Annotated in this window: 19 protein-coding genes; 16 read left to right on the top strand and 3 right to left on the bottom strand. The window is 65.2% G+C overall.

All coding sequences use genetic code 11. The annotated features are described in order from the left end of the window. Positions 1 to 66: 66 nt before the first annotated feature. On the top strand, positions 67 to 1116 hold the full coding sequence (locus ACZO3G_RS06710) for a substrate-binding domain-containing protein (protein WP_158595566.1): 1050 nt from the start codon (positions 67 to 69) through the stop codon (positions 1114 to 1116). Between the two features lie 298 nt (positions 1117 to 1414). Here ACZO3G_RS06710 and ACZO3G_RS06705 read toward each other — a convergent pair whose 3' ends face one another. Continuing rightward, on the bottom strand, positions 1415 to 2449 hold the full coding sequence (locus tag ACZO3G_RS06705; protein WP_121586219.1) for a substrate-binding domain-containing protein: 1035 nt from the start codon (positions 2447 to 2449) through the stop codon (positions 1415 to 1417). Between the two features lie 177 nt (positions 2450 to 2626). Here ACZO3G_RS06705 and ACZO3G_RS06700 point away from each other — a divergent pair, with 177 nt between their 5' ends. Beyond that, entirely contained in the window at positions 2627 to 4141 is a 1515-nt protein-coding gene (locus ACZO3G_RS06700) for a response regulator transcription factor (RefSeq protein ID WP_101550347.1), read from the top strand. A gap of 20 nt (positions 4142 to 4161) precedes the next feature. Beyond that, a complete protein-coding gene (locus ACZO3G_RS06695) occupies positions 4162 to 5145 on the top strand; it encodes an AraC family transcriptional regulator (RefSeq protein ID WP_276871529.1) in 984 nt (327 codons plus the stop codon). A 95-nt stretch (positions 5146 to 5240) separates the two neighbouring features. Here the strand turns inward: ACZO3G_RS06695 and ACZO3G_RS06690 are convergent, their stop codons facing one another. Further along, positions 5241 to 6491, bottom strand: coding sequence for an L-rhamnose isomerase (locus ACZO3G_RS06690; protein WP_276871552.1), 1251 nt, complete (start codon positions 6489 to 6491; stop codon positions 5241 to 5243). Next, positions 6478 to 7890: a rhamnulokinase gene (gene rhaB / locus ACZO3G_RS06685; RefSeq protein ID WP_121586223.1), complete on the bottom strand. Its 1413-nt coding sequence runs from the start codon at positions 7888 to 7890 to the stop codon at positions 6478 to 6480. The genes ACZO3G_RS06690 and rhaB overlap by 14 nt, the downstream gene beginning before the upstream one ends. Positions 7891 to 8061: 171 nt before the next feature. Here rhaB and ACZO3G_RS06680 point away from each other — a divergent pair, with 171 nt between their 5' ends. The 13 genes from ACZO3G_RS06680 to hemL all read left to right on the top strand — a co-directional run bounded on the left by ACZO3G_RS06680 (position 8062) and on the right by hemL (position 23388). Further along, on the top strand, positions 8062 to 8778 hold the full coding sequence (locus ACZO3G_RS06680; protein ID WP_276871526.1) for an ATP-binding protein: 717 nt from the start codon (positions 8062 to 8064) through the stop codon (positions 8776 to 8778). A 277-nt stretch (positions 8779 to 9055) separates the two neighbouring features. Beyond that, positions 9056 to 10174, top strand: coding sequence for a PfkB family carbohydrate kinase (locus ACZO3G_RS06675; RefSeq protein WP_121586225.1), 1119 nt, complete (start codon positions 9056 to 9058; stop codon positions 10172 to 10174). 135 nt (positions 10175 to 10309) lie between these two features. Next, positions 10310 to 11353, top strand: coding sequence for a sugar ABC transporter substrate-binding protein (locus tag ACZO3G_RS06670; protein ID WP_121586226.1), 1044 nt, complete (start codon positions 10310 to 10312; stop codon positions 11351 to 11353). 81 nt (positions 11354 to 11434) lie between these two features. Continuing rightward, positions 11435 to 12940, top strand: coding sequence for a sugar ABC transporter ATP-binding protein (locus ACZO3G_RS06665; RefSeq protein WP_276871522.1), 1506 nt, complete (start codon positions 11435 to 11437; stop codon positions 12938 to 12940). After that, the gene (locus ACZO3G_RS06660; protein ID WP_242970826.1) at positions 12937 to 13911 is read left to right on the top strand and encodes an ABC transporter permease; all 975 of its coding nucleotides are present in this window, start codon (positions 12937 to 12939) and stop codon (positions 13909 to 13911) included. Before ACZO3G_RS06665 ends, ACZO3G_RS06660 begins: the two co-directional genes overlap by 4 nt. A gap of 15 nt (positions 13912 to 13926) precedes the next feature. Beyond that, positions 13927 to 14850, top strand: coding sequence for a pseudouridine-5'-phosphate glycosidase (locus ACZO3G_RS06655; protein WP_276871520.1), 924 nt, complete (start codon positions 13927 to 13929; stop codon positions 14848 to 14850). A 27-nt stretch (positions 14851 to 14877) separates the two neighbouring features. Next, on the top strand, positions 14878 to 15726 hold the full coding sequence (locus ACZO3G_RS06650; protein ID WP_101550365.1) for a nucleoside phosphorylase: 849 nt from the start codon (positions 14878 to 14880) through the stop codon (positions 15724 to 15726). 33 nt (positions 15727 to 15759) lie between these two features. Then, positions 15760 to 16731, top strand: a complete 972-nt coding sequence (locus ACZO3G_RS06645; RefSeq protein ID WP_172439199.1) for a carbohydrate kinase family protein — start codon at positions 15760 to 15762, stop codon at positions 16729 to 16731. 270 nt (positions 16732 to 17001) lie between these two features. Next, positions 17002 to 18756 carry an NAD(P)-dependent oxidoreductase gene (locus ACZO3G_RS06640; RefSeq protein WP_277138482.1) on the top strand — a complete coding sequence of 585 codons (1755 nt, stop codon included), beginning with the start codon at positions 17002 to 17004 and terminating at the stop codon, positions 18754 to 18756. Next, positions 18743 to 19627 carry a hydroxymethylbilane synthase gene (hemC, locus tag ACZO3G_RS06635; RefSeq protein ID WP_276871515.1) on the top strand — a complete coding sequence of 295 codons (885 nt, stop codon included), beginning with the start codon at positions 18743 to 18745 and terminating at the stop codon, positions 19625 to 19627. Before ACZO3G_RS06640 ends, hemC begins: the two co-directional genes overlap by 14 nt. Beyond that, complete coding sequence (gene cobA / locus ACZO3G_RS06630; RefSeq protein ID WP_277138481.1) at positions 19624 to 21144, top strand: uroporphyrinogen-III C-methyltransferase; 1521 nt, start codon at positions 19624 to 19626, stop codon at positions 21142 to 21144. The genes hemC and cobA overlap by 4 nt, the downstream gene beginning before the upstream one ends. Continuing rightward, the gene (gene hemB / locus ACZO3G_RS06625; protein WP_277138480.1) at positions 21131 to 22114 is read left to right on the top strand and encodes a porphobilinogen synthase; all 984 of its coding nucleotides are present in this window, start codon (positions 21131 to 21133) and stop codon (positions 22112 to 22114) included. The genes cobA and hemB overlap by 14 nt, the downstream gene beginning before the upstream one ends. Then, positions 22114 to 23388, top strand: coding sequence for a glutamate-1-semialdehyde 2,1-aminomutase (hemL, locus tag ACZO3G_RS06620; protein WP_276872587.1), 1275 nt, complete (start codon positions 22114 to 22116; stop codon positions 23386 to 23388). Before hemB ends, hemL begins: the two co-directional genes overlap by 1 nt. Positions 23389 to 23457 lie beyond the last annotated feature (69 nt).

The following is a 23457-nucleotide window of genomic DNA, read 5'->3' as shown; positions in this document are numbered from 1 at the left end:
ATGACCTGTTCATCCGCAGAAATCAACCGAGAAAACAAAATGAAAAGATTGGGAGATGGATTATTCATGTTAAAGAAGACCCGAATCCTCGCTTTGGTACTCTGTTTTGCAATGGCGATTTCCCTCGCGGCCTGCTCGTCCGACAGCGGCACGGCTCCGGCTCCGAGCACGGCGGCCCCCGCGGCTCCCGCGGCACCCGCCGACGAAGCGCCCGCCGAGACCCCGGCTGAAACCGCCGGCCTCAAATTCGGCTGGTCGGTCTACGACAACCAGCAGGAATTCTTCCAGAGCATGACCGCCGGCGTCGAGGAGAAGGCCGCGGAGATGGGCATCCAGGTCATCCTCCACGACCAGCAGAACGACGAGACCGAGATGGTCAGCGGCGCGACCCGCCTGATCAACGACGAAGGCGTCGACGCGCTCGTGATCTCCCCCTGCAAGCCCGAGGCGCTCAGCTCGATCGTCGAGCTCGCCAAGCAGAAGAGCATTCCCGTCATCATCTGCGACATCGGCGACGGCGGCACCGATAAGGACGCCATCATCGTTTCCGATATGTACGGCGGCGGCCGGATGGCCGGAAAATACGCCCTCCAGCTGCTTGAAGCGGCGGGCACCGCCAGCAAGAACTACGCCGTCATCCGCTGCGAGGCTTCCGCGGTCTACGCCGCGCGCCGCCCCGAGGGCTTCAAGGACGTCATGAACGACGCGGGCTACACGATGGTCCAGGAGCTCACCGCCGACAGCGACCAGACCAAGGGCTATGAGGCGATGCAGGACATCCTCGCCGCCAACCCGGACATCGCCGCGGTCTTCGCCGCCAACGATCCGATGGCGCTGGGCGCGATGGAAGCGCTCCAGGAAGCGGGCCGTTCCGACGTGCTCCTCTTCGGCTTCAACGGTGACGCGGGCGCGCTGGAAGCGATTGCTGCCGGCACCATGCAGGGCACCGTCGCGCAGGACCCGAAGGGCATCGGCGCTCTGGGCGTCGAGCTGGCGAACACCCTGTGCACCGGCGGTTCCCTCTCCTATGACGACGCGACCAACAAGGAGATCTTCGCGGCCGTCCAGATGATCGGCAAGGACGGCGAGGTCCTCACCGACCTCACCGCCGACTGATTCTTCGCAGAACACAAAAAGGGATGGGGGCTTCACGCCCCCATCCCTGAACCTGTTTAAGCCCCCGGCCCCAGTGCCGCGATCCCCGGAAAGGGAAGGGGCGTGTGTGGGGGAACCGCAGGTTCCTACCGCACGTTGAGCGAGCGCAGCGAGCGGAGAACCCCGCCGCAGCGGGCGCTCGGCCCGATAAAATCCATTTTATCGGGCCGAGGATGGGGGCTTCACGCCCCCATCCCTGAACCTGTTTAAGCCCCCGGCCCCAGTGCCGCGATGCCCCTGCCGCCGCTTTTTCGGGCGGCTAGTAGACGGACTTCCATTCGCCGATGTTGTCCGGATCGAACTTGACCGGGTCCCCCAGCAGCAGCTCGGTGCCGCCGTCCTCCGCGTCGACCACCACCCGCAGCCCGAGCCGTCCGGCGGTGAGGTTGTCGCCCTCCCGGCCGGTGATCCGGCCGGTCGCGAGCCCGTCGGCGGCGTAGGCGCTGAGGTAGCCGAGGTCGATGGGGTTCCACAGGTACATCCACGGGCAGCTTCCCGATTCGATGTAGGGGGCGATCTCGGAGGGCAGCCCCAGCCCGGTGAAGAGCACGGGGGACTCCTCCTCCTGGAGCGTCTGGCCCACGGCGAGCATCCCCACGACGCTCGGAGAGATGATCACCTTGAGATCGGGGTTTTCCTCGAGCAGCCGCAGCGTCTCCTCACGGGATTTTTCGGGCTCGTCGTCCCCGTAGGCCACGGGCAGCAGCTCAAACTTCGCGTAGACCGACGGGTTCTGCTCGATCTCCCGCTGCATCCATTCGATCCACAGGTTCTGGTTGGTGGCCTGCCGCGTGGCCGACAGGACCGCCGCCTTGCCCTCACCGTCCGCCATCTTGCAGGCGGCCTGGATGAGCACCCGGCCGATCTTTTCGGGGTCGGCCTGCTGGATGTGGAGCATGCGGCTCTCCCTGTTGACGGCCGAGTCGAGCGAGAGGACCGCGATCCCCTCGTCCATCGCGCGCTGGAGGGCGTCCTGAAGCTCGTCCGAGTCGTTGGCCGCGATGACGATCGCGTCCACCTTCCGGTCGATCAGCGCGTCGATGATGTCGATCTGGGCCTGCGCGGTATAGGAGTCGGGGCCCATGCAGAGAGCCTCGGCGCCGAGCTCCCGGCAGGCGGCGGAAAACCCGTCCGCCATGTTCTGCATATAGGGGTTGGATTTTTCCTTGGAGATGATGGCGTAGACGGGCGGCTCGGGGACGGGCAGGGGCGCTTCGGGCGCGGGCTGCGGCTGGGCGCCGCAGCCGCCGAGGAGCAGCGCCAGAAAAAGGGCGCCGAGGGCGCGGAGTTTCATTGGTAAATCCCCCTTAAGATGTCGATGGATAACAGGTTGTCTTTCATTTTCTGGTTATTATTATAGCTTTTGCGCAAGGCAGATGCAACAAGCGGGCGGAAGGTTGCTTTCCCGCGGCGGGAGCCATATAATGGGAAGCAGAGGACGTGCCCGGACAGCAGGGACGGAGGACTGGATATGATAAAGGTACTGATCGTCGAAGACGAGCCGCCGATCGCACGCGCGGTCAAACAGCTGATCTGCCGCTATTCGGACGCGTTTCAGGTGGTCGGGACCGAGATCAACGGCAGGGCGGCGCTCGAGCGCCTCGGGCGCGGGGAGGTGGACGTGGTGTTCACCGACATCCGCATGCCCGTCATGGACGGCCTTGAGCTGCTGGAAAACATCCAGAGGGACTATCCGGAGGTCGTCACCGTGCTGCTCAGCGGCTACCAGGAGTTCGAGTACGCGCAGAAGGCGGTGCGCTTCCAGGCGTTCGACTACCTGCTCAAGCCGGTCTCGTTTGAAAAGATGTCCGCCCTGCTGGGCAAGCTGGAGATCCTCTGCCGCAACAGGGCCTACCTCAAAAAGCGCGACCAGCTCTCCGGCCTGATCGAGGGCAACGGCGAGGCGTCCGCCGCGCAGGCCGACTGCGTGACGCTGCTCGTGAACGCGGGCGCGATGCCGCTGACCTCCGACGACCTCGGCGCGCCGGGGCGGAAGTTCTGGCGCGGGGTGCAGCTTGAGGAGCTGCTCCGCTCGATCGTGCCCGAACGGGACAGCGTGCTGCCCTTCTCCGGGAAGTCCAAGACCGAGCGGATCGTCGTGATTGAGACGCGCAGCCCCGATTCGGCGCGCGCGGCGATCGAAACGCTCTACCGCCGGCTGACGGAAATGACGCCGCTGCCGATCACCGTCGCGGCGCGTGTGGAACCGGTGCCGATCTCCGAGGTGGCGCAGACAATCAGCGACCTGCGCACCCTGCTCTACCGGGAGATCCGGCTGTGCGCCTCCCAGCTTCTGTGGGACGCGCCGGGCGGCGCCAGGCGTCCGGGGAAGGCGATCCCCCTTTCGAGCTTCCCGGTCAACCGGGTGGTGGAGGCGATCTGCGCGGGCAGCGCGGAGCAGCTTTCCGCCGCGGTCGCCGAAATGCTCGCCGTGTCCGAGCGTGAGGGGCAGACGCAGTTCGACTTCATGCGCCTGCTCGAGACAATCATCGGGGACAGCCGCATCGGGGACAACTCGGAGAGCTATCTTGACGTCAAGACGCGCCTCGGCGAGGCGGTGCTCGGGAGCATGGACTTTGCGTCCCTCGGCGAACGGGTATCGGAGATCCTCCTCGGGATGCGCCAGAGCGGAGGCGAGGCCAAGAAGAGCCAGGAGGCGGTCGTCGCGGAGATGGAGCAGTACCTGATCGACAACTACGAAAAGCCGATTTCAAACGAGATGCTTGCGAATAAATTCGGCTTCGTGCCCAACTACATCAGCAAAATATTCCGCAGGCACCGGGGCGTGACCCCGTCGGAGTTTTTGACGAAGTACCGGGTGGAGATGGCCATCCGGCTGATGAAGGCCCACCCGGACATGCTGATCAAGGAGATCGCGCAGGCGGTGGGCTATGCGAACCAGTACTATTTCTCCCGCATCTTTAAAAAGGAGACGGGCATGTGGCCGACCGAATATCCCGGCCGGGACGCGGGGGAGGACGGCTGACGCGGAAAGGAGGGGGTTGGATGGACGCGGAGCTGCTGCGGCTGCTGCGCGAGGTCACGCCGGAGGAACAGAAGATCCTCGACGGCACGGGCATCGACCGGAAGCTCTACACCGGTAGCGACAGCTTCACGGTCGAGAGCGGCCGGATGCTGGCGAACGGGGAGCTGATCCGGGTGCGCACCCACACCCGCTTCATCGGGTTCCCGCGCCACAAGCACAACTACATCGAGATCATGTACATGTGCGAGGGCAGCACGACCCACATCATCGACGGACAGAAGGAGGTCGTGCTCCGGAAGGGGGACCTGCTCTTCCTCAACCAGCACGCCTACCATGAGATCCTCCCGACCGGGGAGGGGGACATCGGGGTCAACTTCATCGTGCTGCCCGAGTTCTTCGACACCGCCTTCCGGATGATCAGCGGGGAAAACGTGCTCACGAGGTTCCTGCTGGGGGTGCTGCGGCAGTCCTCCTGCAGCGGCAAGTACCTGCATTTCAAGGTGGCGGGGGTGCTGCCGGTGCAGAACCTCGTGGAAAACATGGTCTACGCGCTCGTCTACCACCAGGGCAACGAGCGGGAGATCAACCAGACGACGATGGGGCTGCTCTTCCTACAGCTTTTAAACTTCGCCGACCGCATCGAGGAGAGCGAGGAGAACCAGTATGAAAACATGATCGCCGCGATGGTGATGAAGTACATCGAGGAGCACTACCGCGGCGGCACTCTCGCGGGGCTGGCGGATATGCTCAACCAGTCGCCGTCGGGGCTCAGCCGGTTCATCAAGCAGACGTTCGGCGCGACCTTCAAGGACATGCAGCAGCGCAAGCGGTTCCAGGTGGCGCTCGAACTGCTCTGCGACACCACCCTGCCGGTCAGCGACATCGTCTACGCGGTGGGGTATGAGAACAGCAGCTATTTCTACCGGCTTTTCCGGGAGAAATATCAGATCAGCCCGCGGGAATACCGCGCCGGGCACAGCCGGGGCGAACGCCTGCGGGTCTGAGGGAATGGAATTGGGAATGGGAGAAACGGCGAACGGGGAATCCATGCGGATTCCCCGTTCGCTTTATTTGGAGGAAGAAAGATGGTGGGAAACCGTCAGTTGCGGCCCTGGAGGACGTCCTTTTCATAGTGGGAGATTTCGGAGAACCAGCCCTCGTCGGCGGCCACGCCGCAGCGTTCGCAGAACTCCGCCCACACGTCCGCGTAGGGGTAGAATTTGAGCTCCTCGCCGAGCATCATCAGCCGGGTGTAATCGGAGGCGTCCTGCAAGCCGCGCATCATCCCGTGGGGGGTCAGCAGGGCGCAGAGCAGGGCCTTCTGCATGTTGCGCATCCCGACCACCCAGGCGGAGATGCGGTTGATGCTCGCGTCGAAGTAGTCGAGCCCGATCATCACCCGATCGAGCGCGTCGCAGCGGACGATCTCCTTGGCGATCTCCCGCAGCTCGTCGTCGAAGAGGACGACGTGGTCGCTGTCCCAGCGGACGGGGCGGGTCACGTGCAGCGCGACCTTATCGAAAAAGAGGAGCATCGAGGGGAGCTTATCCGAGACCATCTCGGTGGGGTGGAAGTGGCCGTTGTCCAGCAGGCAGAGCACGCCGTTCTTTGCCGCGTAATTCATATAGAACTCGTGGGAACCGACCGTGCAGCTCTCCACGCCGATGCCGAACACCTTGCTTTCGACCGAGTCGGCAATGTACCGGGGGTCGAGCTTTTCGGAGTAGATTTCGTCGAGCGCCTCCTTGAGGCGGCGGCGGGGGCCCAGCCGGTCGGCGGGGACGTCCTTGAAGCCGTCGGGGATCCAGATGTTCACGAGGCAGGTGGTTCCGAGCTCGCGGCCGAAGTATTCGCCGATGCGGCGGCAGGCCTTGCAGTGGTCGATCCAGAAGCGGCGCACCGCCCCGTCGGGGCTGGAGAGGGTCAGGTTGTCGACGACCATATCGTCGGAGAAGAGGGTGGGGTTGAAGTCGAGGCCCAGCCCGCGCTGACGGGCGAACTCCACCCAGCCCGCGAAGTGCTCGGGCAGAAGCTCGCTCTTGGGGACGTGCTTTCCGCCGGTCAGCGCGTAGCTCGCGTGCAGGTTGATGCGGTGGGTGCCGGGGATGAGGCGCAGCGCCTCGTCGATGTCGGCCATCAGTTCCCCGGGGGTGCGCGCCCGGCCCGGATAGTTGCCGGTGGCCTGGATGCCGCCCGTGAGCTCGGCGTCCTCAAAGCCGCGCACGTCGTCCCCCTGCCAGCAGTGCATCGAGAGCGAGACGTTTTGCAGCCTGCGGATCGCCTCCTCGGTGTCGACGCCGAGCTTTGCGTAGCGTTCCTTGGCTTCCTGATAACGGTTACTCATTGTAATTCCTCACTTCCTTGATGTCGAATGAATTTGCGACCGCGCGGCGCGCCTCGGAGAGGGAGGGGAACACGCCGTCCCGGAGCATCTGCGCGAGCAGGTTGCCAACGACGGTCGCCTCGGTCGGACCGGTGTGCACCCGTTTGCCGGTGTACTGGCGGGTCAGGCGGTTGAGGTAGTCGTCCTTGGTGCCGCCCCCGACGATGTGCAGGTCCTCATAGGCGCGCCCGGTGAGCGTCTCGATCTCCCGCACCGCCTCGCCGTAGCTTTTGGCCAGGCTGTGGTAGATGCAGTTCATCAATTCGCCCGGGTCGTTCGGGACGGGCTGGCCGCTTTTGCGGCAGACCTCGCGCACCGCGCCAATCATCGAGTCGGGCGCGAGGAATTCGGGGGCGTTCACGTCCACCCGGGTGGTGAAGCGGTCGGCGGCGATCGCCATGTCGCACAGGTCGTCGAAGGTGTATTTGCCGCCAAGCTCCCGTTTGACCGACTGGATCATCCAGAGGCCCATGATGTTCTTGAGGTAGCGGTAGCGGTAATCGTAGCCGCCCTCGTTGGTAAAGTTTTTGCCGCGGCTCTTTTCCGAGCAGTCGGGCGTCGTTCGCTCGATCCCGATCAGCGACCAGGTGCCCGAACTCAGGTAGATCGCGTCGCCGTCCGGGCAGGGGACCGACATGACCGCGGAGGCGGTGTCGTGGGTGGCGGGCAGGACGACCTCGCAGTCGAAGCCCACCTGCGCCCGAAGCTCCGGCCGCAGCCGCCCGGCGGGCGTTCCCGGCGCCGACACCGGCTCGAACAGCCGCCTGGGGACGCCGATCAGGTCGAGCAGCTCCCAGTCCCAGTCGCGCGAAGCGATGTTCACGAGCTGGGAGGTGGTCGCGTTGGTGTACTCGTTTTTCATCGCGCCCGAGAGCAGGTAGTGGAAATAGTCGGGCACCATCAGCAGACGCGCGGCCTGCTCGAGCTGCTCCGGATGCTCCTTTTTGAGCGCGGCGAGCTGGTAGATCGTGTTGAAGGGCTGCTTCTGGATGCCGGTGCGCGCGTAAAGCTCCTCCGGGGGGATCAGCTTCGCGACCTCCGCGTCCATCCCGGCGGTGCGCCCGTCGCGGTAGGCGACCGCGTCGCCGATGCGGCCGCCGTCCTTGTCAAGGAGCACGTAGTCGACGCCCCAGGTGTCGACGCCGACGCTCTGCGGGGGCATCCCGAGCTCGACGCACCGTTTGAGGCCCGCCACGATCTCGGAAAAGAGCCGGTCGATCTCCCAGCAGAGATGTCCGCCGGTCTTGACGAGCCGGTTCTGGAACCGGTGGACCTCCCGCAGCCGGAGCGTTCCGTCCTCGAGCCAGCCCAGGATCAGCCGGCCGCTCGAGGCGCCGATATCCACGGCGGCGTAATAGCTTGCCATAGGCACCCTCCTCTGGTATGAATTCTGTTGATTTTATTATACCGGCCGTTTGGGCACGGGATAAGGTCGTGGTTTTCGGAAAAATGCGTCCTTTTTTCAATCTGTTGGAAAAACAACAGACTTCATCAATAAAATCCGTTATCCTGAGGACGGAAAGGGAGGATGACGACAATGAAACGCAGAATCATCACGATAGACGAAGAGAAATGCAACGGCTGCGGACTGTGCGCGGACGCCTGCCACGAGGGCGCGATCGGCATGGTGGACGGGAAGGCAAGGCTCCTGCGGGAGGACTACTGCGACGGCCTGGGGGACTGCCTGCCCGCCTGTCCGGCGGGTGCGATCTCCTTTGAGGAGCGGGAGGCTCCCGCCTACGACCATGCGGCGGTGCTCGCCGCGAAGGCGGAAAACGTGAAAGCGGAAAAGGCGCTGCCCTGCGGCTGTCCGGGCAGCCAGGTCAAAACGATCGAGCATCCCCGGCGGGACGAGGCCGTATCCGCGCCCGCGGCGGAGATGGCGAGCGAACTGCGCCAGTGGCCGGTACAGCTGAAGCTGGTACCGGTGAACGCGCCCTATTTTGACGGCGCGCATCTGCTCGTCGCGGCCGACTGCACCGCCTTTGCCCATGGAGATTTCCACCGGCGGTTCATGAAAAACCGCGTCGTGCTCGTCGGCTGCCCCAAGCTCGACGAGGGCGACTACGCCGATAAGCTGACGGAGATCCTCCGCGAAAACGACGTCAAAAGCGTCCATGTGGTGCGCATGGAGGTGCCCTGCTGCGGCGGGATCGAAAACGCCGTCCGTGGCGCCCTGCAGGCCAGCGGGAAATGGATCCCCTGGCAGGTGACGGTCGTCTCGACGTCGGGCGAGGTTCTGGACGAAACATGATTCTGAAGAGTAAAACGGGCTCCCGCATATTGCGGGAGCCCGTTTTTTTGCACAATGCTTAGGCGCGCAAATGGTGGAAAGCGTGCCTGCAATTGGGGAAATAGAATCAAAATATACAATTGATGGTAAAATATCCTCAAAATTTAGTGAATTTAACGGAATTTTTCGTCGAATTTTGTTGAAAAGAATGTTGACTTGTTTTGCGGCGCTGGCTATGATGAAAATATAAGGAAATGGTTACGTAAATACGCAAATGCTTAGATCGGAGGTGGGACAGATGGTAACCGACAGGGAACGGGAACTGCTCTCCTGGATCGAGGAAAACCCGATGATGTCCCAGCAGGAGCTTGCCGACCGCGCGGGCATCACCCGGTCGTCCGTTTCGGTGCACATTTCCAATTTGATGAAGAAGGGCATGATCCAGGGAAAGGGCTATGTCGTGCAGAAACGCCCCTATGCGGTGGTTGTCGGCGGCGTCAATATGGATATCGCCGGCTATGCCAGCGGGGAGGTCGTCCCGCACGATTCCAACCCGGGCAGGGTGGAGCACACGGCCGGCGGCGTGGGGCGGAACGAGGCGCACGGCATGCGTCTTCTGGGCCTGGACGTCAAGCTGGTCACCGCCTTCGGCGACGATCTCTATGCGGAAAAGCTCCGGCAGAACTGCCGTGATCTCGGTATCGACGTCAAGGACGCGATCACGGTGGTCAACGCCGCGACGTCAACCTATCTTTCGGTGGTGGATCACCGGGGGGACCCGGTGGTGGGCATCTCGAGCATGGACATCTATGAACATCTCACCCCGGCGCTGCTCGCACAGCGCATGGGGGTCATCAACCGGGCGCACACCTGCGTGGTGGATACAAACCTCACCGAGGATGCCCTTCGCTTTTTGGCGGACAACTGCCGCGTACCGCTCTTCGCAGAGACGATCTCGGTGGCCAAGGCCCACAAGCTGCGCGGGATTCTTGACCGGATCGATACGCTCAAAGCGGACCGGCTGGAGGTCCAGCTGCTGCTCGGTCGGGAGCCCGACGAAAAGGCCGACGTGGAAGTGACGGCCAGACAGCTGCTGGACCGGGGGGTCAGGCATGTTTACATCACCCTTTCGTCGGGAGCCTACTGCGCGGATGAGACCGGTGCCTGGCGGCTTCCCGGCTACCCGGCGGAGGTCGTCAACAAAACGGGCGCGCGGGACAGTTTTATGGCCGCGCTCGTGTGGGCGCGGATGCGCGGGATGGACCTTCGGGAATCCGCCTGCGCGGGGCTGGCGGCGGCCGGCATCTGTACCGCGGGCGAACCGGTCGTCAATGAGGAGCTCAGCGAACAATATATGCTGGAGGTGATGCAGGGGACGCGGAAGATCACCGCGTCGAAAACCAGGTACTTTCTCTGAGCCGGCAGTGGAGCCGGCCATACGTGGACGGGCGATCGGGCCCGACATCTATGTGTGTGAAGCGTTCGGCCGGGCGAGCCCTCCGGACGCGCCGATTCCCCGGGTGGGGAAGTGAAATGAAAAGGAGAGATCAGAATGAACGGAAAGAAAATGCTCGCGCTGCTGCTGGCGGTCGTCATGGCGGTCATGCCGCTCTCAGGCTGTTCGATGAAGGGGGCGGCGGAGCAGCCCGCGGCGCCTTCGGCGGCTCCCGCGGACGAAGTCCCGGCGGACAAAACGGAGGCTGTCGCGCCGGGAGAGGAAAAACAGCTGAAGATTGGATTTTCCATCATCACGCTGACGTTCCCCTACTATGTGAAGATGCTCGACGGGTTTGAGGCGGCCTGCAAGGAAAAAGGCTGGGACTATGTCTATACCGACGCGGGCATGGACGTGGAAAAGACGGTTAACGACTGCCTCGACCTCACCCTCAAGGACATCGACGCGCTCGTGATCGCAAGCTGGTACGGCGACTCGCTGCAGGATGTCTTCGAGCAGTGCAAGGCGGCGAACATCCCCGTATTTCTGATCGACACCGGTTCGCTGCCGCCCGATGGGGACTATGTGACCAACATCGGGACCGTCGATTTCGACGCGGGCTACAACGGCGGATACTGGGCCGCCGGGCAGATGAAGGAGGCGGGAAAGGAAGCCGTCAGGATGATCTCCTTTACCACCGCGACCTCCAACGGACGCAACCGCGCCGACGGGTTCGTCAAGGGCCTCGAGGAGGGCGGCCTCACGGTGGAGGTGCTCAACGAGTACCTCGGAGACTCCCGCGAGAGCTATATGACCTCCTGCGAGGATGCGCTCGTGACCTATCCGGAACTTGACCTGGTTTTCGCGGCGAACGCGCAGGGCGGCTTGGGCGCGTATGACGCCTGCGTCGCGGCCAACCGTCCCGAGGTCAAAATCGTCGGCTTTGACTGCGAGGATGAGGAGGTCGAACTGATCGACAAGGGCACCCAGTACATCGCGAGCGTCATGCAGCTTCCCGCGGGCATGGCCCAGCAGACCATCCAGAACATCGAGGACTACCTCTACAATGGGGCGACCTTTGAAAAATCCACTCCCTACGAGTCGGGCGTTTACTGTGCGCAGGGCGCGCTGACCACCGAGGATATCCTCGGCAGCAAATAAAAGCGAAACTCCCTTCGCCTGCGGGTTTCCGGGACGGGCGGCCGTCCCGGGCCCGCGGGTTCTGAGGAAAGGAACATTGCCATGCAGGAAAATCACGACGGGAATGTGCTCGTATTGAAAGGGGTCTGCAAGGAATTTCCGGGCGTCAAGGCGCTGACCGACGTCGACCTGACCATCCGCCGCGGAGAGGTCCACGCCCTGGTCGGGGAGAACGGCGCGGGCAAATCGACGCTCATGAAGATCCTTTCGGGCGCCTATAAAAAGGACGGCGGCACCATCCTTTTTAACGGGCGGGAGGTGGAGATCGGCACCCCGAAGGCGGCCGAAAGGCTGGGGATTTCGATCATCCACCAGGAGCTCAACCTGATGGGCAGCCTGACGGTCGCGGAGAACATCTTCCTCGGCCGGCAGCCGAGGGCCCGCGGCATCGTCCAGTGGAAAAAGATGTTCGACGACGCGCAGGCGCTTTTCCGGCGGCTCGGCATTGACGGCGACGTCAGGAGTCCGGTGGGCGAGCTGAGCATCGCCCGCCAGCAGATGGTGGAGATCGCCAAAGCGGTGAGCGTCGACGCGAAGGTCGTCATTATGGATGAGCCGACCTCCTCGCTCACCTCGCGGGAAACGGAAATCCTGTTTTCGATCATCGGGACGCTGAAGGAGCAGGGGGTCGCGGTGATCTTCATCACCCACCGGCTGGAGGAAATCTTCCGGGTGGCCGACCGGCTGACCGTCCTGCGCGACGGCTGCTACATCGGCACGCGTGAGGTGAAGGAGACCACCAAGGACGAACTGATCGCGATGATGATCGGACGGGAGCTCACCCAGCAGTTCCCCGCGCGGAATGCGGAGATCGGGGAGGTCTGCCTCAAGGTGGAGCACCTCTCGGACGGAAGACGGGTCAGGGACGTCTCCTTCGAGGTGCGCCACGGGGAAGTCGTCGGCTTCGCCGGGCTGGTCGGCTCGGGACGCACCGAGACGATGCGCCTCATCTTCGGGGCGGACAAACGCAGGTCGGGCAGGATTCTCATCAACGGCCGCGAGGCGGCCGTGGCCACCACACGGGACGGCATCCGGTCCCGGATCGGCTTTGTCACCGAGGACCGCAAGGGAGAGGGGCTACTGCTTTCGCTGCCGGTGCGGTTCAACATCACGCTGGTTGCCATCCGCAAAATCCAGCGGATGCGGATGCTCAACATGAAGAAGGAGCAGCAGGTCTCGGAGGACTATGTGAAGAGTCTGCACATCGCCACCCCGTCGATTAATCAACGGGTCGTCTACCTCAGCGGCGGCAACCAGCAGAAGGTGGTTGTGGCCAAGTGGCTCTTCTCCGATTCGGAGATCGTCATTTTGGACGAGCCGACCCGCGGGATCGACGTGGGGGCCAAACGGGAAATCTATGAGATCATCAACCGGCTGGCGTCGGAAGGCAAGGCCGTCATCGTGGTCTCCTCCGAGATGGAGGAGGTCATGGGGATCAGCGACCGCATCATCGTGATGCGGGAGGGCGAGGTTGCCGGGACGGTGGAACGGAAGGACTTTTCCCAGCAGCGGATTACAGAATATGCGGTAGGAGGGACGGCGTCATGAGCGGCGGAGCCCAAAAGAGAAACCTGACCGCGGGGAAGATGGTGAGTTACGCCTGGAACAAGCTCGGCGTATGGCTGGTTTTTATCATTCTCTTCATCCTTCTCGCGTTTGCCAACGAAAAATTTCTGCTTCCCGCGAACCTGATCAACGTGGTGCGGCAGATCTGTGTAAACGCCGTTGTGGCGCTCGGCGCGACCTATGTCGTGCTCTGCGGCGAGATCGACCTGAGCCAGAGCTCGCTGGCGGTGCTCGCGGGATGCGGCTGCGCGATGCTGATCATGAGGGCCGGGATGAACATCTACCTCGCGATGGTCATTTCCCTTGCGGCCGGTACGGTCGTCGGCGCGCTGATGGGGCTCATCGTCACCAAGCTGCGCGTGCAGTCGTTCATCGCGACTCTCGGCATGCAGTATGCGCTGGCGGGCGTCGTGCTTCTGCTCACCAACAGCCAGCCGATCACCGGGCTGCCAGATTCCTTCGCGGTCTTCGGGCGCGGCTATGTCGGCCCGATCCCCGTCCCGTCGATCATTTTGGTGATCGTCTTCCTGATCGGCGCGTTTGTTTTAAAATATACCGCCTTTGGACGCAATGTGCTGGCCGTCGGCGAAAATCCGACCGCGGCGAACCTGTCGGGCATCAGCGTGCACAGGACCAAGATCGCCGTCTTTGCGATCGCGGGTCTCATGAGCGCGATGGGCGGCCTGCTGCTGACCGCGCGGCTCTCGTCGGGACAGCCGTCGTCCGGCTCGGACCTATCCCTGCAGGCGCTGGCCGCCGTCTTTGTCGGCGGCGCGAGCAAGGGCAGCGTCATGAACACGCTGGCGGGCGCGCTCATCATGGGCCTGATCAACAACGGCCTCAACCTCATGGAGGTCAACGCCTACTGGCAGAAGGTCGCGCTCGGGTTCATCATCGTCGGCGCGGTCGCGCTGGACATGTTCCGTTCGTCCCACTCCGGGTCGAAACAATAAAGGAGGATGCGCACATTGCTTTCTAAGGAGTTTTTGGAGTGCTCGCCCGAGGTCGAAGCCGCCCTGGCGGCGGGAAAGCCTGTCGTTGCGCTCGAGTCGACGATCATCTCCCACGGCATGCCCTACCCGAAGAATGTTGAGACCGCGCTCGCGGTCGAACGGGTCGTGCGGGAGCAGGGGGTCGTGCCCGCGACGATTGCGGTGATCGGCGGGAAGCTCAAAGCGGGACTCAGCGAGAAGGAGATCACCCGCCTCGGCAAAAAGGGGACGGAGGTCATCAAGGCGAGCCGCCGCGACCTGCCCATCCTGCACGCACTTGGCAGGGACGGCGCCACCACGGTGGCCGCGACGATGATCGTCGCGCACCTGGCCGGCATTTCCGTCTTCTGCACGGGCGGCGTCGGCGGGGTGCACCGCGGCGGGGAGAACACGATGGACATTTCCGCGGACCTCGAGGAACTGGCGCAGACGCCGGTGCTCGTCGTCTGCGCCGGGGCCAAGTCGATCCTCGACATCGGCCGCACCCTCGAATACCTCGAGACCAAGGGGGTTCCGGTTGTCGGCTACCAGACTTCGGAGATGCCCGCCTTCTACACGCGGAAAAGCGGCTTTGGGGTCGATTACCGATTGGATACGCCGGGCGAGATCGCGGCCTCCTTTTACGCCAAGCGGAAGATGGAGATCCCCGGCGGCATGCTCGTGGCAAATCCCATTCCGGAGCAGTACGCGATGGACGCGGACTACATCAACGGCAAGATTGACGAGGCGGTCGCGGATGCGGAGCGCCGGGGGGTCAAGGGCAAGGAGATCACCCCCTTCCTGCTCGATGCAATCCAGAAGATCACAGGCGGCGAAAGCCTGGAAGCGAATATCCGTCTTGTCTTCAACAACGCGGTCGCCGCGTCGAACATCGCGGTGGAACTGGCAAAGCTGAAATAACCGATGGAATAGAAAGGAAGGACTCTTATGAGCAAGATCAATCGAAACGAGCCGCCCCTCTTTGAGGTGGATGGGAAAGCGGTCCTGACGGGACTCAGGCGCGGAGACAAACTGGGCAGGTATGCGATCCTGGCGGTCCGCGATCCGCTGGGCTTTTCCAAGGATGCGGCGGACGTCATCGCCGACTCGATGACCGACGTCAGGGAGATCACCCGCAATTCGATGTTCACCGTCCTCAGCGGCTGCTATCAGGACGCGCAGATCATCGTCTGTTCCACCGGCAGCGGCGGCGCGGACACCGAGATCGCAATGGTGGACCTCATGCAGTACGGCGGCGTGGACACCTTCCTGCGCATCGGCACCTCGGGCACCCAGCGCCCCGACCTCAACGTCGGCGACATTGTCATCACCTCCGGCGCGGTCCGCGACGAGGGCCTTACCAAGGAATATATCGACGCCTGCTACCCCGCCATCGCCAGCTATGAGCTGATGCTGCCGATGATCGAATCGGCGCAGGCCCGTTCCCTCCGCTATCATGTCGGCATCACCCGCTCCAACGATGCGATCTACTGTGGACAGGGCCGCCCGGTTATGGGGTACCTGCCCAACGAAGGCGTTGTCGAGCATTGGGTGAACGCAGGCGTGCTCAACGTCGAACGCGAGACGGCCGCCATCCTGACCCTTGCTCAGCTCTTCCATGCGCGCGGCGGTTCGATCTGCACGGTCTGCAACAGCTCGATCACCCAGAAGGTCGGCGTATCGCAGGGGATCGACGATGCGATCGCCGTCGGTCTGGAGGGGCTTGCACTCCTCGCCAGGCGCGACGCGGAGAAGGAAAGGGCCGGGCAGAAATGGTGGAGCCCGCACTGCGGCTGATGCGCCGGCAAAATGGGAAAGGGGGGCCGGAGGATGGGGCTGAAGACGCCGCCCGGCGGCATGAATAAAACGGCCGGGCCGGAGGTGCTTGCGATCGGCGACGTGCTGATGGATTACCAGTACTGGGTCGACCGGTTCCCGCAGAGGGGCGGGGACGTCAAAATCCTGATGTCGAGCTGCAGCCCGGGCGGATCCGCGGCGAACACTGCGTTTTCCCTCGCGCTGCTGGGGATCCGGTGCGGATTCTGCGGACGGATCGGGAAGGACGCGGCGGGCCGTCGTGTCGAGGAACGGATGCAGAACGCAGGTCTGGACCTGAGCTGCATGCAGTACGGCGACGACACCGGCTATACCGTGACGATCATAGACGACCGCAGCGAACGGACGATGCTATCCTTTCGCGGCGCAGCCGGCGAACCGCTGGAATTGACCGCCGCGCTCCGGCAGACGCTGCAAACCGTCCGGGTGCTGCTGCTCTCCGGATACCTGCTGGCCGATGCGGCGCAGGCGCGCTTTGCGGTCGAGGCCGCCGGGATGACGCGGCGGGCGGGCGGGCTGGTCGCGCTCGACGCCTCCCCAAATATCGAAAATGTCCCGCCCGATACCCTGCGGGAGGCGCTCGCTGTAACCGATATCCTGCTGCCGAACCGGCGGGAGATGCAGGCGATCACCGGCGTTTGGGAAACGGGCGCCGGCCTGGATGCACTGCTGTGCAGGGTGCCGATCGCCGCGCTCAAGCTGGGCGCGGAGGGGTCGGCGCTCGGGATCCGCGGCGGATACTCCGAAACCGGACGCTGGCATGTCCCTGCCGTCGAGGTGACCCCGCTGGATACGACGGGCGCGGGAGACGCCTTCAACGCGGGATTTCTCGCGTCCTACCTGCGCGGGGAAAAACCAGAGGACTGGCTTCGAGCGGGAAACGCGCTCGCCGCGCGGGCAATCTCGCAAAAGGGCGCCGTGCCGTTCGACGGAATGGAAGAAAAGGTGTGTGCCGGAGTCGGCTGATTGCACACCGGATATCCAGAGGGGATCCCGCCGGCGGGATTCCCTCTGATTCTTTTCCTGGCCGCCCGGCCTTCCATTCATAAAACGAATGGAAAGCGCTATATATTATAATTGTATGGAAAGGCGGTACAGCTTGACTTTTGGGCCGGATTCCGATAAAATTTAAGGCATTACAAATGGTTGTTTGCCGCACAGTCCCACGCCATTCGGAAGCGACGCGCTGCCGGATGGCGTTTTGTATGGGGCGCGGCGGAGGATGGAGGAGTCGGTTTGGAAATACGGATGGCCGGGATCGACAGCTCCCGCGCCCCGGTCGGGGTACGGGAGCGGTTCGCGATGACCGCTTCGGCCGCGTCCGAGGCGGCGGCGCGCGCCTGCCGGGAGTTTGGCGCAAAGGGGTGCGTCCTTCTCTCCACCTGCAACCGCACCGAGCTGTGGTTGAGCGGGCGCGCTTCGCTCGAACCCTATGAGCTGCTCTGTGCGCTCAGGGGCGCGGAGCCCGGCGCGCACCGGGACTGCTTTGTCCGCCGCGAGGGCCTTGAGGCGGCGGAACATCTCTTCCAGCTCGCGTGCGGAATGAAATCCCAGGTCTTCGGAGAGGACCAGATTTTGACCCAGGTCGGGACCGCCCTCTCCCTCGCCCGGGAGGCGGGCGCGGCCGACGCGGTGCTGGAAACCCTCTTCCGGTCGGCCGTCACCTCGGCCAAGAAGGTTAAAACGGCCGTCCGCCTGACGGAGGCGGACCAGTCGGTGGCGGTGCGGATGGAGGCGTTTTTGAAGGGCGTCATGGGACCGCTCGCGGGTACGCCCTGCCTGGTGATCGGAAACGGAGAGATGGGGCGGCTCGCGGCGCGGCGGCTTGTGGAGGCCGGGTGCCGCGTCTCGATGACGGTGCGCCGCTACCGCCACGGGGAGGTTTCGCTGCCGGACGGCGTGGAGGCGGTTTCCTATGAGGAGCGGCTCTCCCTCCTGCCGCGGGTGCGCCTGGTGGTCAGCGCGACTGCCAGTCCACACTATACGCTGCGCGCGGCGGAGGTCGGGCCCGCTCTCTCGGGGCCGAAGGTATTCTGCGATCTCGCGGTGCCCCGGGACATCGACCCGGCGATCGCATCCCTGCCGGGAGCGCGGGTTTACGACACCGACGGGATCTGCGGCGTGGCGGACGCCCGCCGCGATGAAGCCGCTCTGATGCGGGCACGGGAGATCCTCGCGGACGGCCTTGCGGAATTCGCGCGGTGGTACGGCTTTCGCGCGGTGGTGCCCGCGGCAAGGGAGACCGGCGAGCTCGTCGCCCGGGATTTTATGGGCCGGGTGGAAAAGACGGTGCGCGGCCTCGGACTCTCCGGGGAGGCGGAGGAGGAGCTTCTCGGCCGGCTGCGGGCTTCGGCGGAAAAGACGGTCGATAGGCTGCTCTTCGGCCTGCGGGAGACGCTGCCGTCCGAGCTGTGGCAGCCCTGTATGGACGCGCTGCATCTGGCCGCCGGAGGGCGCGCCGAACCCGCGGGGCCGGGCGATTTTGCCCCCCGGCCCGCGGCCGGAGGGGCGGAAAACGCTCCGCGTTTTCCGCTGTTCGTCGATCTGACGAACAGCAAAATCGCCCTCGTGGGCGGCGGCCGCGTCGCGGCGCGCCGCGCGAAGGCGCTCGCCCCCTTCGGCTGTTCCCTCACGGTGATCGCGCCGGACATCTCCCCGGAGATCGAGGCGCTCGGCGCGCGGATCGTCCGCCGCGCCTTCCGGGCGGGCGACTGCGCGGGCTTCGACCTTGTGCTCGCGGCGACCGACGACCGGGAAACCAATCACGCGGTCGGGGAGGAAGCCCGGCGGCTGGGCGTCCCGGCGAACGTCTGCGACGCGCCGGGGGAGTGCGGCTTCTTTTTCCCAGCGGTTGTGCGGCGGGACGCGCTCGTCGTCGGGGTGACCGCCAGCGGGACGAACCACGCGCTGGCAAAGGCCGCGGCGGACAGTCTCCGCGCGCGGATGGAGGAATGGATTCCAAAGGAGGTGACGGCGGATGCGGCGACGTAAAATCCGCTTTGGCAGCAGGGAGAGCAGACTCGCGGTCATCCAGAGCGAACTGGTGATGGATGCGATCCGCCGGGCGCATCCCGACTGGGAGCTGGAGCTCGTGACGATGAAAACGACGGGCGACGTGATTCTCGACCGCCCGCTCGACCGGGTGGGCGGCAAGGGCCTTTTCGTAAAGGAGCTCGACCGCGCGCTCCTGGAGGGCCGCATCGATTTCGCGGTACATAGCCTCAAGGACCTGCCGATGGAGCAGCCGGAAGGGCTGCCCATCCTGGCCTATTCCCGCCGCGCCGACCCGCGCGACGTGCTGGTTCTGCCGGAGGGCGCGGACCGCCTGGACCCGGAAAAGCCGCTTGGCTCGTCGAGTCCGCGCCGTGCACTCCAATTGGGGGGCCTTTTTCCCGGGATGCGGGTGGAAAGCGTGCGCGGCAACATCCAGACCCGCCTCTCTAAGCTGGACGGCGGACAGTTTTCCGCGCTGGTGCTGGCCTATTCGGGCATCCTGCGCCTCGGGCTGGAAAACCGCGTCAGCCGGGTCTTTTCCACCGATGAAATGCTCCCGGCGGCGGGCCAGGGGATTCTGGCGGTGCAGGGGAGGGCGGAGGAGGACGCCTCCTTCCTCAGCTGCGCCGACGACGAAAATTCGCGGGCCGCGGGGCTCGCGGAACGCGCCTTTGTGCGCGCGCTCGACGGGGGCTGTTCCTCCCCCATCGCCGCCTATGCGGAGCTTCACGGGCAGGAGCTTCGGCTGACCGGCCTCTACTGCCGGGAGGCGGACGGGAGCCATACGGTCGAACGCATAACCGGCAGCCGGACGGATGCGGAAAAGCTCGGCGTCCTGTTGGCCGAACGGATGAGGAGGCGGGTATGAGCGGAAAGGTCTATCTGGTCGGCGCGGGCCCGTCCGACGCGGGACTGCTGACCCTCAAGGGCTATGAACTGCTGCAAACCGCCGACGTGGTGGTGTACGACGCGCTCGTGGGCGGGGAGGTGCTCGGGCTGATTCCGCCCGAAACCCGCCGTGTCGACGTGGGTAAGCACGCGGGGAGCCATCCGGTGCCGCAGGAGGAGATCAACCGCATCCTGCTGCGGGAGGCGCTCGAGGGGCATACCGTCGTGCGGCTCAAGGGCGGGGACCCCTTCCTCTTCGGGCGGGGCGGCGAGGAGCTCGAGCTGCTCGCGGAGTGGGGCGTCCCCTTCGAGGTGGTGCCGGGCGTGACCTCGGCCGTCGCGGTGCCCGCCTACGCGGGCATTCCCGTGACCCACCGGGACTGCTGCTCATCGGTGCACATCATCACCGGCCACACGAAAAAATCGCCGGGCGCGCGCACCGACTATCGGGCGCTCGTCCGCTTGGGCGGCACGCTGGTCTTTCTGATGGGGGTCGCTGCGCTGGAGGAGCTCTGCGCGGGACTGCTCGGCGGCGGCATCGACCCGGCCACGCCCGCCGCAATTTTGGAGCGGGGGACCACGGCCCGCCAGCGGCGGATTTCTGGAACGGTCGAAACCCTGCCCCAAAAGGCACGGGAAGCGGAGGTCGGGACCCCGGCGGTCATCGTCGTGGGGGAGGTCTGCGCATTGGCGGAGCGGTTCTCCTGGGCGGAGAAGCGCCCGCTCGGCGGCAGGCGGGTGATCGTCACCCGTCCGCGAAAGCTTGCCTCCCGCATGACCGCGAAGCTGCGCGCGCTGGGCGCCGAGGTCCTGGAGCTGCCGTCGATCGTGACAGAGCCGGTCGCGCCGAATCCGGCGCTTGACGAGGCGCTCGCGCGGATCGGCGAATACGGCTGGCTCGTCTTCACGAGCCCGACGGGGGTGCGCGTCTTCCTGGAGCACCTGCGCGAAACCCGCTTCGACCTGCGGCGGCTGGGCGGGGTGCGGCTGGCCGCGATCGGCCCGTCGACCGCCGGGGCGCTCGAGGAGCGCGGGCTGCTGCCCGCGCTCCTGCCCGAACGCGCCTACGCCGCCGCGCTCGGCGCGGCGCTGGCGGAACGCGCCGCCGGGGAGCGGGTGCTCATCTGCCGCGCGAGGCAGGGCTCGCCCGAGCTGACGCGCGCGCTCGACGCGGCGGGGATCTCCTACGACGATCTCCCGCTCTACGAGACGCGTTACGCCCATCCGGACGCGAAGCGCGCGGCGGAGCTGCTTGACGCAGGGGAGATCGACTATGTGGCGTTCATGAGCGCGTCGACCGTCCGGGGGTTTGTGGAGACGCTCGGGAAACGGGATTACCGGGAGGTCCGCGCGGTCTGCATCGGGGAATCGACCGCCGCGGCCGCGCGGGAATACGGAATGAAGATCGAAATTGCCGGGGAGCCGTCAATCGACGCGATGGCAGACCGGATGGCGGAACTGAGTGAGAAGGAGCGTAAGGGATATGGAGCTTATTGAGAGGCCGAGAAGGCTGCGGAAGACCCCGGCCGTCCGCGGGCTGGTGCGGGAGACGCGGGTGTCGAAATCCGCGCTGGTCTATCCGATCTTCGTCAAGGAGGGGCGGGGGATCGCCGAGCCGATCCCCTCGCTCGACGGGCAGTTCCGCTACAGCCCCGACATGCTGCAGGTGGAGCTTGAAAAGGTGCGGGAGGCGGGGGTGTCCGCCGTGCTGCTCTTCGGGCTGCCCGCGCATAAGGACGAATGCGGCTCGGGCGCGTGGGACGACGAGGGTGCGGTGCAGCAGGCGCTGCGGCTGGCCAAACGGGACTTTCCCGAACTCTATCTCATCACCGACGTGTGCATGTGCGAATACACCTGCCACGGGCACTGCGGCATTTTGAACGGCCGGGAGGTCGACAACGACAGGACCCTTGAGGTGCTTGCCAAGACCGCCCTCTCCCATGCGCGGGCGGGCGCGGACATGGTCGCGCCCTCCGACATGATGGACGGCCGGATTCTCGCGCTGCGGCGGGCGCTCGACGGGGCGGGCTTTTCCGACACGCCGATCATGTCCTACGCAGTCAAATACGCCTCCGCCTTCTATGGGCCCTTCCGCGACGCGGCGGGATCGGCGCCCGCCTTCGGCGACCGGCGGGGCTACCAGATGGATTACCACAACGTCCGGGAAGCGGTCCGGGAGGCGGCCCTCGACGTGGAGCAGGGGGCGGACGTCCTGATGGTGAAGCCCGCGCTCTCCTATCTCGACGTGGTGCGCGAGGTCAAGTCGCGGTTCGACCTGCCGCTGGCCGCCTACAGCGTCAGCGGGGAATACGCGATGATCCGGGCGGCGGGGAAGGCGGGCCTCATCGATGAGGCGGCGGTCGCCTGCGAGGCGGCGGTGTCCGTCTTCCGCGCGGGCGCGGACATCCTCATCACCTACTACGCCAAGGAGCTCGCGGGCTGGATCGACGAGGGGAGGATCGGCTGATGGGACGTTCGGAGGAGCTGTTCGAGCGGGCGAAAAAGGTCATCCCCGGCGGGGTCAACAGCCCGGTGCGGGCGTTCGGCTCGGTGGGGCTGACCCCGCGCTTCATCTCCCGCGCCGACCGGCAGAAAATATACGACGCGGACGGGCGTGCATACACCGATTACGTCGGCTCGTGGGGGCCGATGATCCTCGGGCACAACCATCCCGTGGTGCGCGAGGCGGTCGAGCGCGCGGTGAGGGACGGCCTCAGCTTCGGCGCGGCGACCGAGCGCGAGGTGGAGATGGCGGAGCTCGTCTGCGGGGCGGTCCCGTCGGTCGAGCTGGTGCGGATGGTCAATTCGGGCACCGAGGCGGTCATGAGCGCGGTGCGCGCGGCGCGCGGCTTTACCGGACGGGACAAGCTTGTCAAATTCGCGGGCTGCTACCACGGCCACAGCGACGCGATGCTCGTCAAGGCGGGCTCGGGCGTGATGACGGCGGGGGTGCCGGACAGCGCGGGGGTGCCCGCGGCCTGTGCCGGCGACACGCTGACCGCCGCCTATAACGACCTTGAGAGCGTGGAGCTGCTCTTCGCGGAGAACCCGGGGAAGATCGCGGCGGTCATCGTCGAGCCTGTCGCCGCCAATATGGGCGTGGTGGAGCCCGCCGGGGGCTTTTTGAAGGGGTTGCGGCGGCTCTGCGACGAAAACGGCGCGGCGCTCATCTTCGACGAGGTGATCACCGGCTTCCGGCTGGCGTTCGGCGGCGCGCAGGAGCGGTACGGCGTCGAGGCCGACCTCGTCACCTACGGCAAGATCATCGGCGCGGGGATGCCGGTGGGCGCCTACGGCGGGCGGCGGGAGATCATGGAGCGGGTCGCGCCGGTGGGGAGCGTCTACCAGGCGGGCACCCTCAGCGGCAATCCCGTCGCGATGGCGGCGGGGCTTGCCCAGCTCCGTTACCTGCGGGAGCACCCGGAGGTCTACGCGCATATCGAAAGCCTCGGCCGGAGGCTGCGCGGCGGGCTGCGGGAGGCCGCGCCCGGCTGCGCGGTGACGGGCGCGGGGTCGCTCTGCTGCCTCTTTTTTACCCCCGGCCCGGTCGTCGATTACACGACGGCGAAGGCGGCCGACACCGCGCGGTTCGCGCGCTGCTTCCGGTTTTTGCTCGACCGGGGGATCTACACCGCGCCCAGCCAGTTCGAGGCGCTCTTCCTCTCGGACGCGCACACCGAGGGGGATGTGGACGCCCTTGCGGCCTGCGTCGCGGATTTTTTCCGCACGGAAAAAAACTGAACGGGACCGGAAAGGGCCGCCGCGGGAAACCGCGGCGGCCCTTTCCATTGCCAAACCCTGGCCACCTGA

The organism is Anaerotruncus sp. (assembly GCF_057433415.1).
The sequence above is the reverse complement of the archived record's forward strand: the minus strand, read 5'-3'. Positions and strand labels throughout refer to the sequence as shown.